This window comes from Aminobacter sp. MET-1, from assembly GCF_026521175.1.
Lineage (GTDB): Bacteria > Pseudomonadota > Alphaproteobacteria > Rhizobiales > Rhizobiaceae > Aminobacter.
Map to the genome: position 1 here is coordinate 154,999 of NZ_JAMSHL010000009.1, position 14,313 is coordinate 169,311.

The following is a 14,313-nucleotide window of genomic DNA, read 5'->3' on the forward strand; positions in this document are numbered from 1 at the left end:
TGCTCAAAAACAAAGAGATAGAGGGGCTGCGTTTTGAAGAAAAGCGGAAGCGCTCTAGGCTCTGTTCTTTGGGAATACCAGCCGGAAACACGCGCCCTTTTTGTCCTCGGTGCAGGCGAGTTCGATACGGCCTCCATGCATCTGCATGATCTCCTGCACCAGGTTGAGCCCGAGCCCGGCGCCGTGGCCGCGCTGGCGCAGCCGGTAGAACGGTTCGAAGATCGTCTCGCGCTCCGCCGCCGGCACGCCGTCGCCTTGGTCCGACACCTCGATGGTGGCTGCCCGCGTCACCTTGACGGTGATCTGGCCTGAATTGCCGCCGTGCTCGATAGCGTTCTGGACCAGATTGGTGATGGCGCGCTCGATCGCCGTCTGGTCGCCACTGACCACCACCTTGCCGGGCACGGGCTCGAACGACATCTCGTAGCCGGCGGCAAAGGCCAGCGGGGCAAGATCGAACACCACGCTGCGCGCCACTGCCACCAGTTCGACATTTACAAGCGTTTCCGACTGTCGGCCAAGGCGCTGAATGTCGAGCAACTGGTCCGTCAGGTTCGACAGTCGTGCTGTGTCCTGCAGCAGCCGCGCCCGATCGGGTGTTGGCGGCAGCGAGGTGATGCGCGTGTTGAGGATGGCGACCGGCGTGCGCAATTCATGGGCGGCATCGACCAGGAAGCGTTTGTGCCGCTCATAACCCTTGTCGAGGCGGTCGAGCGCGCCGTTGACGGCTTTCACCAGCGGCGAGATTTCGGTGGGAATGCCGTCGACGGGAAGGCGGACGCCACGCTCCTCGACGTCGATCTGCTCGGCAAGTGCCGCCGCCCGGCGCATACCCTTGAAGGCATTGCGCACCACAAGCGGGATGACGATCAGGGTCGCCAGTCCCATTACGCCGCCTACGGGCAGGATGACATCGGTAAACAGCTCCGGCGTCACCGACACCAGCGCCATGATGTGGAATTCGCCTTGGGCACCGGTGAAAATCTGCACGCGGCCGGCCGCAGTATCGGCCCACTGCACGGTCGCCGACGTCTGCGTGCCGCCCAGCTTCTTCACGAAGATTGCGTTGTCGATGTAGTCGAGGGATGCCGGAATGTCGGTCAGCAGGGCCGGCACCTTGCCTTCCGAAATCGAGTGGCCGTCGGTATCGCGCACGATGAACCAGAGGTCGGGAACTTCGGCGCGCAATCCCGCGAGCAATGGCCCTTCCTTGAGGGTCAACTTGCCTGCGTCGTCCTTGCGCACTGTCTTGCGCAGCACGTCGATTGCCCGACCTTCGTAATTGTCCGGGATCACGCCGGCGATGGTCAGCCCGCCGAGCAGGATGAAGATCATCAGCGTCAGCAACGCCACCTGCAGCACCACAAGGCGCCACACCAACCGCCATTTCAGCGAGAGCGGGCGGAAGAAGCGCTTGACGGAGCGAAACAGCCGCGAAAGTCTCATGCGATCTCGCGCAACAGGTAGCCGACGCCACGCACGCCGTTGATCTCGACGCCGCATTCGGCTTCCGAAAGCTTGCGGCGCAGGCGCGACACATGGGTGTCGAGCGCGTTGGACTGGATCTCGTCATCGAGACCGAACACGGCTTCCATCAACGATGTGCGCTGCACCATGCGGCCCATGCGCCTGAACAAGGCTTCCAGCACCAGCAACTCGCGCCTGGGCAGCGTCATCGGCTCGCCGCGCACCGAAACCTCGCGGTGGCCGAAGTCGAAGGACAGGTCGCCGGCGCGGATGACCTGGGTCTGCATGTTCGCCGGTCGGCGCAGCAGCGCCCTCAGGCGCGCCAGGAACTCCTCGAAGGCGAAGGGTTTTGCCAGGTAGTCGTCGGCGCCCATGTCCAGCCCGTCGACCCTGTCGGAGATATCGCTGCGCGCCGTCAGCACCAGCACTGGCGTGGTGTTGCCGCGGGCGCGCAGCTTGGGCACCAGTGTCAGGCCGTCGCCGTCGGGCAACTGGCGGTCGAGCACGATGGCGTCATAGGCATCTTCGTTGGCATAATCGCCGGCCTCGAGCAGGGACGCCGCATGGTCGACCACCATGTCGTGCCGCTTGAGCGCCGTGCGTAGCGCGGAAGCCAGTTCCGGCTCGTCTTCGACCAGCAATATGCGCATCTTTCCCTCGACGGACGTCTTTACAAAGCGATGTGCGGCCCGGCTAGCGCTGTAACATTGCGAATACATTGCGAAAAGACGACGGCTCTCCTTACAACTGCCGAAATGCCATGGCCGGCTCAATTTCCCGCAATGCATGTGTAATCCTGTGGCCGCAAACAGCCAGCACAGGATGCCGGCGAGTGATTCGCTCCCGGATGATGTGCAAAAGAGGGTCGAAATGGCTGCAAGCGATACTTTGTCATTCCTCAGGGCATGGGCCTCGGCCCCCCTCAAGATAGGTTCCATCGCTCCGTCGGGCACCAGCCTGGCGTCGTTGATGACGCGCGAGATCGGCGCCGACGCCGGCAAGGTGCTCGAGCTTGGTGCGGGTACCGGCGTCTTCACCAAGGCACTGCTGGGGCGCGGCATCAGGGAGCAGGACCTGACGCTGATCGAGTTCAACTCCGATTTTGCCCATCTGCTGCGCCACCGCTATCCCGCCGCGCGCATCCTCGAGATCGACGCTGCGGCACTGCGCCATCTGCCGCTGTTCGACGGACCTGAACTGGGTGCTGTCATCAGCGGTCTGCCGTTCCTGGCCATCCCCCCGCGCCAGACGTCTTCGATCCTCGAAGGCGTGTTCTCCAACCTGCGGCCCGGCGGCGCCATGTATCTGTTCACCTATGGCTTCCGCTGCCCGATCGACCAGTCCTTGCTCGACAGGCTTGACTTGGAGGTCACGCGCGTTGGACACACCTTCCGCAACATACCGCCGGCTTCTGTCTACCGTCTTGTCAGAATGAAGCCGGCCAAGAGCTACGACTGGCGCTTTGTATGATCCCATCCTTTCTCGGTTTCGGCCTTGTCGGCGCGGCCTGCCTCGCCTTCACCGAGAAGATCTCTCCGGTGCCGCCGTCGCATGTGCTGCTGCTGTTCCTCGGCATGACGGTCGCGCCTGACATTCCCACGCTCGTCCAGTTCATGGCCGCGACCACGGTCGGTTCGACGCTCGGCTCGATGATCTGGTATGCGGGCGGCACCTGGCTCGGCCATGAACGAGCCGATGCCTTCGTCAAGCGCTTCGGGCGCTACGTGTTCCTGCGGCACGAAACCTATCAGCGGCTGGCGCAGGCCTATCGCCGCAACAATTTCCGGGCTTCGCTGGTGGCGCAGCTAGTTCCCGTCGCGCGCACCTATCTGGCGCTCGAGGCCGGCGTGCTCAGGCTGTCATTCGTGCCCTTTGCCCTTGCCACGCTGATCGGCGCATTCCTCTGGAACGGTGCGTTCCTGTTCGGCGGCTATCTGATGCGCGACGGCGACCACGACCCGGTGACGATCGGCTTCCGGATCGTCGCCATCGTCGTGGTGGCCGAGATCGTCTTCCTGCTGGCGCTGCGCCACAGCGCCCGAAAAGCACCAGAAACATCTGCCCCGAAACCGGACTCGGTTTTCGGGGAGCACGATGCGCAACCCCGATAGGTCAGGGCGCGCTCCGGGCGATATGCCGTGTCATTCCACGACGCGATAGATGTTCCAATAGGACGAGCCTGAGACCACCAGCGGCTCGAGCTTCTTGCCCCATTGAGCATGGGCCTCGATCTTGGAAATCCGGGCGAAGAAATCTTCGAGCTGCGCCAGGCTTTCGACATGATGATTGGCCTCGATCGTCGCTTCCTTGGCGCCGATCGAGCCGGTCAATATCTGCATCGCCATCTTGTCGGTGCCCGCCTGCGGGCCGATTTCGCGCTCCCACTGGCGCATGAGCTTGATTGCACTCTGCTTGTGCCCGAAGCGGGCGTCGATCTTCCAACGTGCCACGAACATGCTGCTCTCCCTCAAGGGTTGGGCGGCCTCCGTCTTTTACTTTAGCACTTGCTTGGATTTCTAACGAATGTAGCGGGGGCAAAAAGGAAAACGGCCGGGTCTTGCCCCGGCCGCACTGTGTCAGAAGTCCAATCTGTCGCTTCAGGCTGCGTCCTGCTTGGGACGCCGGATGGTGACGGAGGCCTCGATCACGGTCGGCTTCATGCCCACGCCACCGGCGTCGACCAGCTCGAAGAACTGGCGCCGCATGCGCGGATCCCAGAACTTGTTGATGTGCTCGGCAATGCCCGCGACGCCTTCGTCATGCGGCTTGGAATCGAAGAACGTGGCGATCTGGTTCGCCATGTAGACGAGCTTCTGCTTGGTGCTCATCCTGTCTTCGTCGTCATGCGACATTTTTCGCGGCTCCGGTATTCAAGCGGTCGGGATGGGTGAAGATGTCGAAATCGTCGCCGCGCACGAGTGCCACGAGCGTCATACCGGCCTGTTCGGCGGTACGGATGGCTAATGCCGTGGGCGCCGAAACGGCGATGATGAAGGGGGCGCCGATTGCCGCGGTCTTCTGCACCATCTCGACCGAGACGCGGCTGGTCACCACGACAGCGCCTGAGCCGCCGTCGATGCCGGCCAGGCTCAGAGCGCCGGCCAGCTTGTCCAGCGCGTTGTGGCGCCCGACATCCTCGCGCGCCGCGACCACGCCCTTGCCGGGCACATAGAAGCCGGCAGCGTGGACCGCGCCGGTCTCGGCATGCAGCGGCTGCATTTTGGAAAGCATTTTCACGGCCTGCACGATGTCGTCGGCGGAAAGATGCAATGCCGGCCGGTGCACGTCGCAGACGGAACGCATCGCCTCCTCGATGGATTCGATGCCACACAGACCGCAGCCGACAGGGCCAGCGAGGCGGCGCCTACGCTGCTCGAAGCGCGTGTTGGCCTTGTCGAACAGCCTGATCTGGATGTCGATGCCGGCCTCGACGTCGAGCACCTCGATGGCCTCGATCTCGGCTGCCGATCCGACGATGCCTTCGGTCAGCGAGAAACCGAGGGCGAAATCCTCGAAATCGGCAGGGCTCGCCATCATCACTGCATGCGTGGTGCCGCCATAAGACAGCGCCACCGGCGTCTCTTCGGGCACCATGCGGTTGGCCACCGACGTGCCGCTCGCCCGGCGGGCGAGGCGGGAGGTCGCGGAGATGGCGGGACGGTCGGTCATCGTTCGTCTTCCCGTTCACGGGGAGAAGATGCCGGCAGGCAGGTGAGGGGCAGCGCAAACCTTTCGGGGCTGGCACAGCCCCTCATCCGGCCTTGCAGGCCACCTTCCCCCCGTGAACGGGGGGAAGAAAAGGCTTGCGTCCCGCGCACGATCCTACTCCGCCGCTTCCATGTGGCCGGCGATGCGGCGGCTCTGCTGGGCCTGGTCGTTGTAGTCCTTCTGCCAATCCGACGGGCCGTTGGAAGGCGACACCTGCACCGCCGTCACCTTGTATTCCGGACAGTTGGTCGCCCAATCCGAGAAGTCGGTGGTGATGACGTTGGCCTGCGTGTCGGGGTGGTGGAAGGTGGTGTAGACCACACCAGGCGATACCTTGTCGGTCACAGTTGCGCGCAGCGTCGTTTCGCCAGCACGGCTGACCAGCCTGACCCAGTCGCCATCGCGCAGGCCGCGGTTTTCGGCGTCATGCGGGTGGATTTCGAGCAGGTCCTCGGCATGCCAGGCAACGTTTTCGGTACGCCGGGTCTGGGCGCCGACATTGTACTGGCTGAGGATGCGGCCGGTGGTGAGCAGCAGCGGGAAGCGCGGACCGGTCCGTTCGTCCGTCGCCACATATTCGGTGCGGATGAACTTGCCCTTGCCGCGGACGAAGCCGTCGATATGCATGATCGGCGTGCCCTCGGGCGCCTTGTCGTTGCACGGCCACTGCACCGAGCCCATCTTCTCCAGGAAGTCGTAGGAGACGTTGGCGAAGGACGGCGTGGTCTTGGCCACTTCGTCCATGATCTCGGACGGGTGCTGGTAGTTCCAGTTGAGGCCCATTGTCTGGGCGAGCTTCTGCGTCACCTCCCAGTCGGCATAGCCGTTCTTCGGGGTCATCACCTTGCGCACGCGGTTGATGCGGCGCTCGGCGTTGGTGAAGGTGCCGTCCTTCTCGAGGAAGGTCGAGCCCGGCAGGAAGACGTGGGCGTAGTTGGCCGTCTCGTTGAGGAACAGGTCCTGCACGACGACGCATTCCATAGCGGCCAGGCCGGCCGAGACGTGCTTGGTGTCGGGGTCGGACTGCAGAATGTCTTCGCCCTGGATGTAGATGCCCTTGAAGGTGCCGTCGACGGCGGCGTCCAGCATGTTGGGGATGCGCAGGCCCGGCTCGTCGTCGAGCTTCACGCCCCACAGGCTGTCATAGATGTCGCGCACGGCGTCGCCCGAAATGTGGCGATAGCCCGGCAGTTCGTGCGGGAACGAGCCCATGTCGCAGGCGCCCTGCACGTTGTTCTGGCCGCGCAGCGGGTTCACGCCGACGCCCTTGCGGCCGATGTTACCGGTCAGCATGGCGAGGTTGGCGATGCCGATGACGGTCGTCGAACCCTGGCTGTGCTCGGTCACGCCGAGGCCGTAATAGATCGCGCCGTTGCCGCCGGTGGCATAGAGCCGCGCGGCGCCGCGAATGGTCTCGGCCGGCACGCCCGACAGCTTCTCGACTTCCTCGGGGCTGTGGCGCGGGTCCGACACGAACTCGGCGTAGTCCTGGAACTCCGACCAGTCGCAGCGCTCGCGGATGAAGGCCTCGTTGAACAGGCCTTCGGTGACGATGACATGCGCAATCGCGGTAACCACCGCGACGTTTGTGCCCGGCTTGAGCGCCAGGTGATGCTCGGCCTGGATATGCGCGGACTTCACCATCTCGGTGCGGCGCGGATCGATGACGATCAGCTTGGCGCCGGCGCGCAGCCGCTTCTTCAGGCGCGAGGCGAACACCGGGTGCGCCGAGGCCGGGTTGGCGCCGATGATGAGTGCCACGTCGGTGTGCTCGACCGAATCGAAGTCCTGCGTGCCGGCCGACGTGCCGTAGGTCTGGCCGAGGCCGTAGCCGGTCGGCGAGTGGCAGACGCGGGCGCAGGTGTCGACATTGTTGTTGCCGAAGCCCTGGCGGATCAGTTTCTGGACGAGATAGGTCTCTTCATTGGTGCAGCGCGACGAGGTGATGCCGCCGATGGCGCCACGTCCGTACTGGTACTGGATGCGGCGGAATTCCTTGGCCGTGTGGGCGATCGCTTCTTCCCAGCTGACCTCACGCCACGGATCGGTGATGTTCTCGCGGATCATCGGGTTGAGGATGCGCTCCTTGTGGGTGGCGTAGCCATAGGCGAAGCGACCCTTGACGCAGGAGTGGCCGCGATTGGCCTTGCCGTCCTTCCACGGCACCATGCGCACCAGCTCTTCGCCGCGCATTTCGGCCTTGAACGAGCAGCCGACGCCGCAATAGGCGCAGGTGGTGACGACCGAGTGCTCGGGCTGGCCGATCTCGATGACCGACTTTTCCGTCAGCGTCGCCGTCGGGCAGGCCTGCACGCAGGCGCCGCATGACACGCACTCGCTGTCGAGGAACAGTTCATGCGCGCCGGGTGACACGCGGCTGCCGAAACCGCGGCCTTCGATGGTCAGCGCAAAGGTGCCCTGCACCTCTTCGCAGGCCCGCACGCAGCGCGAGCAGACGATGCACTTGGACGGATCGTAGGTGAAGTAGGGGTTGGACTCGTCCTTGGCCATCCACTTGAAGTTTTCGACGCCATTGTTCTTGGCGCGAACGTGGTTGTCGCCCTCATAGCCATAGCGCACGTCGCGTAGGCCTACCGCGCCCGCCATGTCCTGCAGTTCGCAGTCGCCATTGGCTGCGCAGGTCAGGCAGTCGAGCGGATGGTCGGAGATGTAGAGCTCCATCACGCCCTTGCGGATGTCCTTGAGACGCCCTGTCTGGGTGTGGACCACCATGCCGGGCATGACAGGCGTCGTGCAGGACGACGGCGTGCCGTTGCGGCCCTCGATCTCCACCAGGCAAAGCCGGCAAGAGCCGAAGGCGTCGACCATGTCGGTGGCGCAGAGTTTTGGAATGGCGATGCCCGCTTCCATCGAGGCGCGCATGATCGAAGTGCCCTCGGGCACCGTGACCGAAAAGCCGTCGACGGTCAGCGTGACCTGCTTTTCGGACTGGGAGGCAGGGGTGCCGAAGTCGATTTCGTGTACGAGACCCATGTTCTGTCTCCTATTCCGCAGCCTGAGCGACCGTAGCCGGCCGGAAATCTTCGGGGAAATGGTTGATGGCGCTCATCACCGGGTAGGGGGTGAAGCCGCCGAGAGCGCAAAGCGAACCGAATTTCATCGTGTTGCAGAGGTCGCTCACCAGCGCGAGCTGCTTTTCCGGCTCGATGTTCTGCTTGAGCTTGTCGAGCGTCTCGACGCCGCGCGTCGAGCCGATGCGGCAGGGCGTGCACTTGCCGCAGCTTTCGATGGCGCAGAATTCCATGGCGAAGCGTGCCTGCTTCAGCATGTCGGCGCTGTCGTCGAACACGGTGATGCCGGCATGGCCGATCAGGCCGTCGCGCTTGGCGAACTCTTCATAGTCGAACGGCGTGTCGAACAGCGCGCGGGGGAAATAGGCACCGAGCGGGCCGCCGACCTGAACCGCCTTGACCGGACGGCCGGTCGCCGTGCCGCCGCCGATCTCGTCGACGATCTCGCCCAGCGTCAGGCCGAAGGCCACTTCGAACAGGCCGCCATGCTTGACGTTGCCGGCGATCTGGATCGGGATGGTGCCGCGCGAGCGGCCCATGCCGAAGTCCTTGTAGTGCTGGGCGCCCTTGTCCATGACGATTGGAACGGAGGCGAGCGAAATGACGTTGTTTATGACGGTTGGCTTGCCAAACAGGCCCTGGATCGCCGGCAGCGGCGGCTTGGCGCGCACCACGCCGCGCTTGCCTTCCAGGCTGTTCAGCAGAGAGGTTTCCTCGCCGCAGACATAGGCGCCGGCGCCGGAGCGGATTTCGATGTCGAAGCCCTGCGAGGATCCCAGCACGCTCTTGCCGAGCACGCCGGCTTTCCGCGCCACCTCGACCGCCTTGGTCATGGCGGTGATGGCGTGCGGATATTCCGAGCGGATGTAGACGTAGCCCTTGGTGGCATGGGTCGCCAGGCCGGCGATCGCCATGCCCTCGATCAGCACGAAGGGGTCGCCTTCCATGATCATGCGGTCGGCGAAGGTGGCCGAGTCGCCTTCGTCGGCGTTGCAGACGATGTATTTCTGCTCAGCCGCGGTATCGAGAACCGTCTTCCACTTGATGCCGGTCGGGAAGCCTGCGCCGCCGCGGCCGCGCAGGCCAGACTCTGTCACCTGCTTGACGATGTCGGCAGGCGCCATCGCCACCGCATTGCGCAGGCCGGTCAGGCCGCCATGGGCCTCGTAGTCGGCGAGCGACAGCGGGTCGGTGATGCCACAGCGGGCGAAGGTCAGGCGCGTCTGCCTGGCGAGGAAGGGAAGCTTCTCAGGGTCGCCCAGCGACAGCTTGTGCTGGCCGCCATCGGCGAGGCCGGCGTCGAACAGCGAGGCGACGTCCTTGGCCGCAACCGGGCCATAGGCGACGCGGCCGGCTTCGGTCGCGACTTCGACCATCGGCTCCAGCCAGTACATGCCGCGCGAACCGTTGCGCACGATTTTCGCATCGATGCCGCGAGCGGCAATCTCATTTGCGATCGCCTTGGCGACCTTGTCGGCGCCGAGCGACAGAGCGCCGGAATCACCGGGGACGTAGATCGTCACGCTCATGAGCGGACCTCCTCGGCGATTTCATCGATCTTGTCGGCATCGAGGCGGCCGATCACTTCGCCGTCGAGCATGGCGGCGGGGGCGCAGGCGCACAGCCCGAGGCAATAGATCGGCTCGAGCGTGACTGCGCCGTCCTTGGTCGTCTCGTGGAAGCCGATGCCGAACTTCTGCTTGATCTGGGCGGCGATCGCCTCGCTGCCCATCGACTGACAGGCTTCCGCCTGGCAGACCTTCAGCACATGCCGGCCGGCCGGGTGATGGCGGAAGTCGTGGTAAAAGGTGAAGACGCCATGCACTTCGGCGCGCGACAGGTTCAGCGCATCGGCGATGATCGGCAGGGTTTCCTGCGGAACGTAGCCAAATTCTTCCTGGATGCCATGGAGAATCGGGATCAGCGGACCCTCGAGGCTCTTCATTTCGCTGATCACTGCCGCAGTTCTTGCGGCGAGTTCGGTACTTGCTGGCTGCATGACCACGCAGCGCCCTCCCTGACACTGGCGCCATCTTGGGCGCTATATCCCTATTGAAGCCGATCTGAAGGACCGGAATCAATAAAGCTGTTTCGTCACATGATAAAAATTTTCTATCGAGTAACGATTTCAGGGCCAGTGTAGATCAGGACTGGCGGCGAAAATCGCCTGCTAGCGCCATGGCTTCGTCAAGCAGCGCCTGCACGAGCGTGGTGTTCGGATCGCGTTTTGCCACCACCAGTCCGACCGTGTGGCTGGCGTCGGGCTCGATGATCGGGATTGCCCGGATCGGCTCGGCGAAACCGAAGGTTTCCGCCAGGTTGAGCGGCATGATCGACGACCATTTGCCGGTGCGGATGTGCGAAAACAGCACGATCATCGAGTTCGATTCGAGCGTCGGGCGCACCTGCACGCCGGCTTCGGCGAGATGCTGGTCGATGATGCGACGGTTCTGCATGTCGGGCGTGAGCAGGCAGAGCGGCAGCGTGCTCACTTCCTCCCAGGTGACCTTGTCGCGATCTGAATATTCGTTCCCGGCAGCCGTGATCAGTTGGTAGCGCTCCGCATAGAGCGGCACGCTGGTCACCCGACCCAGCGGTTCGTTGTCGAGATAGGTGATTCCCGCGTCGACCTCGTAGTTGCCGAGCAGCGACAGCACCTCGATCGAGGTGCGCGACAGAATCGAGAAGGTGACGCCGGGGTGTTTTTCGCGAAACGGCGTGGTCAGCTTCGGCACCATGGCGAGTGCGGTCGGGATGGCCGCGATGCGGATACGCCCCGACAGGCCGTGGCGCGCGGCGCGCATTTCCTCGCGCATGGCGCGCGTGTCGCCGACGATGCGCCTGGCCCATTCCAGCACCTGCCGGCCCTCTGGTGTCAGACCCTGGAAGCGCGACCCGCGCTGCACCAACATCACGCCGAGGATGTCCTCGAGCTGCTTGATCCCGGCCGACAACGTCGGTTGGGTGACGCCGCATTCTTCGGCTGCGCGTCCGAAATGTTGCTCTCTGGCGAGTGCGATGAAGAATTCAAGCTTGTCGATCATGCCGGCAAGCTAACTGCAGCCGCCGCCTTGCGCCAGACTGGTTGCGCTGCGGTTTGTGTGTTCCGTGCTGGGTTGTGTGGCGGTTCGGGAGGCGTTGGTGCAGGCCTGTGCTTGTAGCGCTCGTCGCTTCATGCCGTGGCGCCCTCATGATGTCCGCAACGGTGCAATACGAGCTATTCGGCCGTGCATTCGCACCAGCCATCTCATCGCGCCTCCGGCACCGATAGGGCTACCTGCGGTCCAACCTACTGGTTTATCAGGTTCAGGATATTCCCGTCGGGATCGGTGAACCACGCCACGCGCAGGTCGCCGAAGACGTGCACGTCGCCGTCGAGCTTAGTGTCCGGCATGTCGTAGTGCTCGAAGACGACACCCCTGAGCTTCAGCTCCTTGACCAACCGGTCGATATCGCCACCCACCGCCCAGGTGACTGCGGTCGCCTTGTTGGTGCCGGCGAATTCGGAGCGGTAGACGTTGACGAGCGAGCTGCCGCTCTTTAGCACGGCAACTTCCTCGCCCATGGCTTCGACCTCTGACAGCCCAAGCGTGCCGATGTAAAAGTTCCTGGCGCGGCCGAGGTCCCTGACCGCGATGTTGGCGATGGCGTTGGTGTGTCCAAGCATGTCGTCCTCCTTCGCAAGGTACTGGATTGCACCGACGGAAACCTCGCCCGCCACAGCGGACGAGGCAAAAAAAGCTCAGCCCCGCTCGGCGGTGGCCTTGAGATTGGCGAGGCCCTTTTCGAAGTCCTTGCCGATCATCTTGTCGAAGTTCATGACCGTCTGCATCACCTTGGTCATGAAGGTCGATGGTCCCCGCATGGCCCATTTCACCCGGGACGTCTGTCCCTGGGGCACCATCGTGAATTCGGCCATGTTGTGTGCCTCGAACGGCCGGAGGAAGTCGAGCTTGATGGCGATCTTGTTCGGTGCTGCCGCCTCGACGATCTCCATGCGACCTGAGCCGACTTTCTTATTGCCGTTCCATTCATAGACCGCGCCGCGGCCGGACTCCGCACCGCTCATCTTGCGCTTGAGGTCGGGGTCGAGTCCTTCCCAGGGCGACCAGTCGCGCCATTTGTGGAAGTCGTTGATCAGCGCGAAGACCGTTTCCGGAGCGGCGGCGACGTCGATCGTCCGCTGGACGACGAAATTGTTCGGTTTGGTCGCGGCAATTGCCAGAATGGCAATGATCGCCAGAACGATGATGCCGACTATGATGGCGAGAATGGTCATGTCAGTTGCCTTCCGTGCCTTAGCGGACGAACGGGATCAGAGCGCGAAGCCGCTCGTTGCGCAAGTAGAGGCCGCCCCAGAGCATTAGGCCGAGATAGACGCCGAACAGCGTGTGCGTGAACAGCGGATTGCCGATGCGCACATGGATGGCGATGGCGCCGCCGAGATAGCCGGTAAGAAGGATCGCACCGAGCACGGCGGTGCGCGGCCAGGCATAGAGCACCGTGCAGGCCAGCGTCAGCACTCCCAGCGTGCGGGCCAGTTCCGGCGGAAAGCCGAGGGCTGCGGTGGTGTCGATCACCACCTGCAGCGGAACGAGCTTGATGACTGCATCGAAGATCAGGAAGGCGATGACCAGGCCGCTAAAAACGCGACCGGTCCACAGGGCGGAATTGGAAATGGCGGGAGTTTCGATTGCCGAATGCATGATGTGGTGCCTCGTTGGTGTCTGCTGCAAGGACGCAGCAGCCTGGTCGATCCCGACATGCCCGCCGAAAAAACCTTGTCCCCAACAGAAGGGGCGGCCTGGCTCTTTGCCATAGGCCTTTGCCGACTGCCATTTCGGGTAGCTTGGTTCTTCCGCCAAACTGCATTATCTCATGCCCATCACAGTGCAGCAGGTTCTTCACATGACAGTCACCAAAGAAACCGTCCTGGAGCGTCTCAAGACGATCAACGGCCCGGATTTCTCAGGCAACATCGTCGAGCTCGGGCTCGTCTCGGAAGTTTTCATCGCTGACGGCAAGGTGTTTTTCTCGATCACCGTACCTGCCGCGCGCGCCCAGGAGATGGAGCCGCTGCGCGCCGCAGCCGAACGCGTCGTCAAGGCCATTCCCGGCGTCAGCGGTGCCGTTGTCGCCCTGACCGCCGAGAAGAAGGGCGGCGGCATGGAAGCGCCGGTGCCGACGAAGCCCGCGGCACCCCGCCCAGCGACCGCACCTGCGGCACGGCCGGCTCAGCATGCGCCCGCCTCGCAGTCGCAGGGCAAGCGCGGTGTGCCCGGCATCGCCTCGATCATCGCGGTCGCCTCCGGCAAGGGTGGTGTCGGCAAGTCGACGACGGCGGTCAACATTGCCCTCGGCCTCGCCGCCAACGGCCTCAAGGTCGGCGTGCTTGACGCAGACATCTATGGCCCGTCGATGCCCAAGCTTCTCGGCATTCATGGCCGCCCCGAGACGGTTGACGGCAAGATCCTGAAGCCGATGCAGAACTATGGCCTCAAGGTCATGTCGATGGGGTTCCTCGTCGATGAGGAAACGCCGATGATCTGGCGCGGGCCGATGGTCATGTCGGCCCTGACCCAGATGCTGCGCGAGGTCGAATGGGGGCCGCTCGACGTGCTCGTCGTCGACATGCCTCCCGGCACCGGCGACGCCCAGCTGACCATGGCCCAGCAGGTGCCGCTGGCAGGTGCGGTCATCGTCTCGACGCCGCAGGATCTGGCGCTGATCGATGCCCGCAAGGGTCTCAACATGTTCAAGAAGGTCGATGTCCCGCTGCTCGGCATCGTCGAGAACATGAGCTATTTCGTCGCCCCCGACACCGGCAAGCGCTACGACATCTTCGGCCATGGTGGCGCGAGGAAGGAAGCCGAACGCCTCGGCGTCACCTTCCTGGGCGAAGTGCCGCTGGAAATGGGCATCCGCGAAAGCTCCGATGCCGGAACGCCTGTTACCGTCTCCAAGCCCGACAGCGCCCAGGCGCAAACCTATCGCGCCATTGCCGCCAAAGTCTGGGAGCGCCTGCAGGAGGAAAAGGGCGCCGCCGAAGCGACAACACCGACCATCGTGTTCGAATAGGTAAGGGGACTCAGCCGGGAGAGGGGCG

The 14,313-nt window shown here is 63.8% G+C and carries 15 protein-coding genes; 3 read left to right on the plus strand and 12 right to left on the minus strand.

All coding sequences use genetic code 11. The features are described 5' to 3' along the window. Positions 1-54: 54 nt before the first annotated feature. Together NDO48_RS15090 and NDO48_RS15095 are read right to left on the minus strand one after the other, a co-directional pair. Positions 55-1,446 (minus strand): sensor histidine kinase, encoded by a 1,392-nt coding sequence (locus NDO48_RS15090; RefSeq protein WP_018426368.1) that lies wholly within the window; start codon positions 1,444-1,446, stop codon positions 55-57. Next, entirely contained in the window at positions 1,443-2,117 is a 675-nt protein-coding gene (locus NDO48_RS15095; protein WP_018426369.1) for a response regulator transcription factor, read from the minus strand. Before NDO48_RS15095 ends, NDO48_RS15090 begins: the two co-directional genes overlap by 4 nt. Before the next feature lie 220 nt (positions 2,118-2,337). Between NDO48_RS15095 and NDO48_RS15100 the strand changes: the two genes are divergently transcribed. Together NDO48_RS15100 and NDO48_RS15105 are read left to right on the plus strand one after the other, a co-directional pair. After that, on the plus strand, positions 2,338-2,937 hold the full coding sequence (locus NDO48_RS15100; RefSeq protein ID WP_026226856.1) for a class I SAM-dependent methyltransferase: 600 nt from the start codon (positions 2,338-2,340) through the stop codon (positions 2,935-2,937). Then, on the plus strand, positions 2,934-3,578 hold the full coding sequence (locus NDO48_RS15105; RefSeq protein ID WP_018426371.1) for a DedA family protein: 645 nt from the start codon (positions 2,934-2,936) through the stop codon (positions 3,576-3,578). Before NDO48_RS15100 ends, NDO48_RS15105 begins: the two co-directional genes overlap by 4 nt. Before the next feature lie 30 nt (positions 3,579-3,608). Here NDO48_RS15105 and NDO48_RS15110 read toward each other — a convergent pair whose 3' ends face one another. The 10 genes from NDO48_RS15110 to NDO48_RS15155 form a co-directional block, all read right to left on the minus strand. Continuing rightward, positions 3,609-3,923, minus strand: a complete 315-nt coding sequence (locus NDO48_RS15110; RefSeq protein WP_267321735.1) for a hypothetical protein — start codon at positions 3,921-3,923, stop codon at positions 3,609-3,611. Positions 3,924-4,064: 141 nt separating this feature from the next. Next, positions 4,065-4,319 (minus strand): formate dehydrogenase subunit delta, encoded by a 255-nt coding sequence (locus tag NDO48_RS15115; RefSeq protein WP_018426373.1) that lies wholly within the window; start codon positions 4,317-4,319, stop codon positions 4,065-4,067. Next, positions 4,309-5,136 carry a formate dehydrogenase accessory sulfurtransferase FdhD gene (fdhD, locus tag NDO48_RS15120; protein ID WP_018426374.1) on the minus strand — a complete coding sequence of 276 codons (828 nt, stop codon included), beginning with the start codon at positions 5,134-5,136 and terminating at the stop codon, positions 4,309-4,311. The genes NDO48_RS15115 and fdhD overlap by 11 nt, the downstream gene beginning before the upstream one ends. Positions 5,137-5,289: 153 nt before the next feature. Continuing rightward, positions 5,290-8,169, minus strand: a complete 2,880-nt coding sequence (fdhF, locus tag NDO48_RS15125; RefSeq protein WP_018426375.1) for a formate dehydrogenase subunit alpha — start codon at positions 8,167-8,169, stop codon at positions 5,290-5,292. Positions 8,170-8,179: 10 nt separating this feature from the next. After that, positions 8,180-9,736, minus strand: a complete 1,557-nt coding sequence (locus NDO48_RS15130) for a formate dehydrogenase beta subunit (RefSeq protein ID WP_018426376.1) — start codon at positions 9,734-9,736, stop codon at positions 8,180-8,182. Next, positions 9,733-10,212, minus strand: coding sequence for a formate dehydrogenase subunit gamma (locus NDO48_RS15135; RefSeq protein ID WP_026226857.1), 480 nt, complete (start codon positions 10,210-10,212; stop codon positions 9,733-9,735). Before NDO48_RS15135 ends, NDO48_RS15130 begins: the two co-directional genes overlap by 4 nt. A 139-nt stretch (positions 10,213-10,351) precedes the next feature. Then, positions 10,352-11,251: a LysR family transcriptional regulator gene (locus tag NDO48_RS15140; protein WP_018426378.1), complete on the minus strand. Its 900-nt coding sequence runs from the start codon at positions 11,249-11,251 to the stop codon at positions 10,352-10,354. Positions 11,252-11,496: 245 nt separating this feature from the next. Continuing rightward, positions 11,497-11,874 carry a VOC family protein gene (locus tag NDO48_RS15145; protein WP_026226858.1) on the minus strand — a complete coding sequence of 126 codons (378 nt, stop codon included), beginning with the start codon at positions 11,872-11,874 and terminating at the stop codon, positions 11,497-11,499. Between the two features lie 75 nt (positions 11,875-11,949). Continuing rightward, the gene (locus tag NDO48_RS15150) at positions 11,950-12,486 is read right to left on the minus strand and encodes an SRPBCC family protein (protein WP_018426380.1); all 537 of its coding nucleotides are present in this window, start codon (positions 12,484-12,486) and stop codon (positions 11,950-11,952) included. A gap of 19 nt (positions 12,487-12,505) precedes the next feature. After that, complete coding sequence (locus NDO48_RS15155; RefSeq protein WP_018426381.1) at positions 12,506-12,913, minus strand: DoxX family protein; 408 nt, start codon at positions 12,911-12,913, stop codon at positions 12,506-12,508. A 202-nt stretch (positions 12,914-13,115) separates the two neighbouring features. On the opposite strand from NDO48_RS15155, the gene NDO48_RS15160 reads away from it, so the two are divergent. Then, the gene (locus NDO48_RS15160) at positions 13,116-14,285 is read left to right on the plus strand and encodes an Mrp/NBP35 family ATP-binding protein (protein WP_026226860.1); all 1,170 of its coding nucleotides are present in this window, start codon (positions 13,116-13,118) and stop codon (positions 14,283-14,285) included. The last annotated feature ends 28 nt before the right edge of the window (positions 14,286-14,313 follow it).

What these genes read in the sequence shown, in the direction of transcription:
- NDO48_RS15090 (WP_018426368.1), bottom strand. Translation starts at nt 1,446, where the DNA reads ATGAGACTTTCGCGGCTGTTTCGCTCCGTCAAGCGCTTCTTCCGCCCG.
- NDO48_RS15095 (WP_018426369.1), bottom strand. Translation starts at nt 2,117, where the DNA reads ATGCGCATATTGCTGGTCGAAGACGAGCCGGAACTGGCTTCCGCGCTA.
- NDO48_RS15100 (WP_026226856.1), top strand. Translation starts at nt 2,338, where the DNA reads ATGGCTGCAAGCGATACTTTGTCATTCCTCAGGGCATGGGCCTCGGCC.
- NDO48_RS15105 (WP_018426371.1), top strand. Translation starts at nt 2,934, where the DNA reads ATGATCCCATCCTTTCTCGGTTTCGGCCTTGTCGGCGCGGCCTGCCTC.
- NDO48_RS15110 (WP_267321735.1), bottom strand. Translation starts at nt 3,923, where the DNA reads ATGTTCGTGGCACGTTGGAAGATCGACGCCCGCTTCGGGCACAAGCAG.
- NDO48_RS15115 (WP_018426373.1), bottom strand. Translation starts at nt 4,319, where the DNA reads ATGTCGCATGACGACGAAGACAGGATGAGCACCAAGCAGAAGCTCGTC.
- fdhD (WP_018426374.1), bottom strand. Translation starts at nt 5,136, where the DNA reads ATGACCGACCGTCCCGCCATCTCCGCGACCTCCCGCCTCGCCCGCCGG.
- fdhF (WP_018426375.1), bottom strand. Translation starts at nt 8,169, where the DNA reads ATGGGTCTCGTACACGAAATCGACTTCGGCACCCCTGCCTCCCAGTCC.
- NDO48_RS15130 (WP_018426376.1), bottom strand. Translation starts at nt 9,736, where the DNA reads ATGAGCGTGACGATCTACGTCCCCGGTGATTCCGGCGCTCTGTCGCTC.
- NDO48_RS15140 (WP_018426378.1), bottom strand. Translation starts at nt 11,251, where the DNA reads ATGATCGACAAGCTTGAATTCTTCATCGCACTCGCCAGAGAGCAACAT.
- NDO48_RS15145 (WP_026226858.1), bottom strand. Translation starts at nt 11,874, where the DNA reads ATGCTTGGACACACCAACGCCATCGCCAACATCGCGGTCAGGGACCTC.
- NDO48_RS15150 (WP_018426380.1), bottom strand. Translation starts at nt 12,486, where the DNA reads ATGACCATTCTCGCCATCATAGTCGGCATCATCGTTCTGGCGATCATT.
- NDO48_RS15155 (WP_018426381.1), bottom strand. Translation starts at nt 12,913, where the DNA reads ATGCATTCGGCAATCGAAACTCCCGCCATTTCCAATTCCGCCCTGTGG.
- NDO48_RS15160 (WP_026226860.1), top strand. Translation starts at nt 13,116, where the DNA reads ATGACAGTCACCAAAGAAACCGTCCTGGAGCGTCTCAAGACGATCAAC.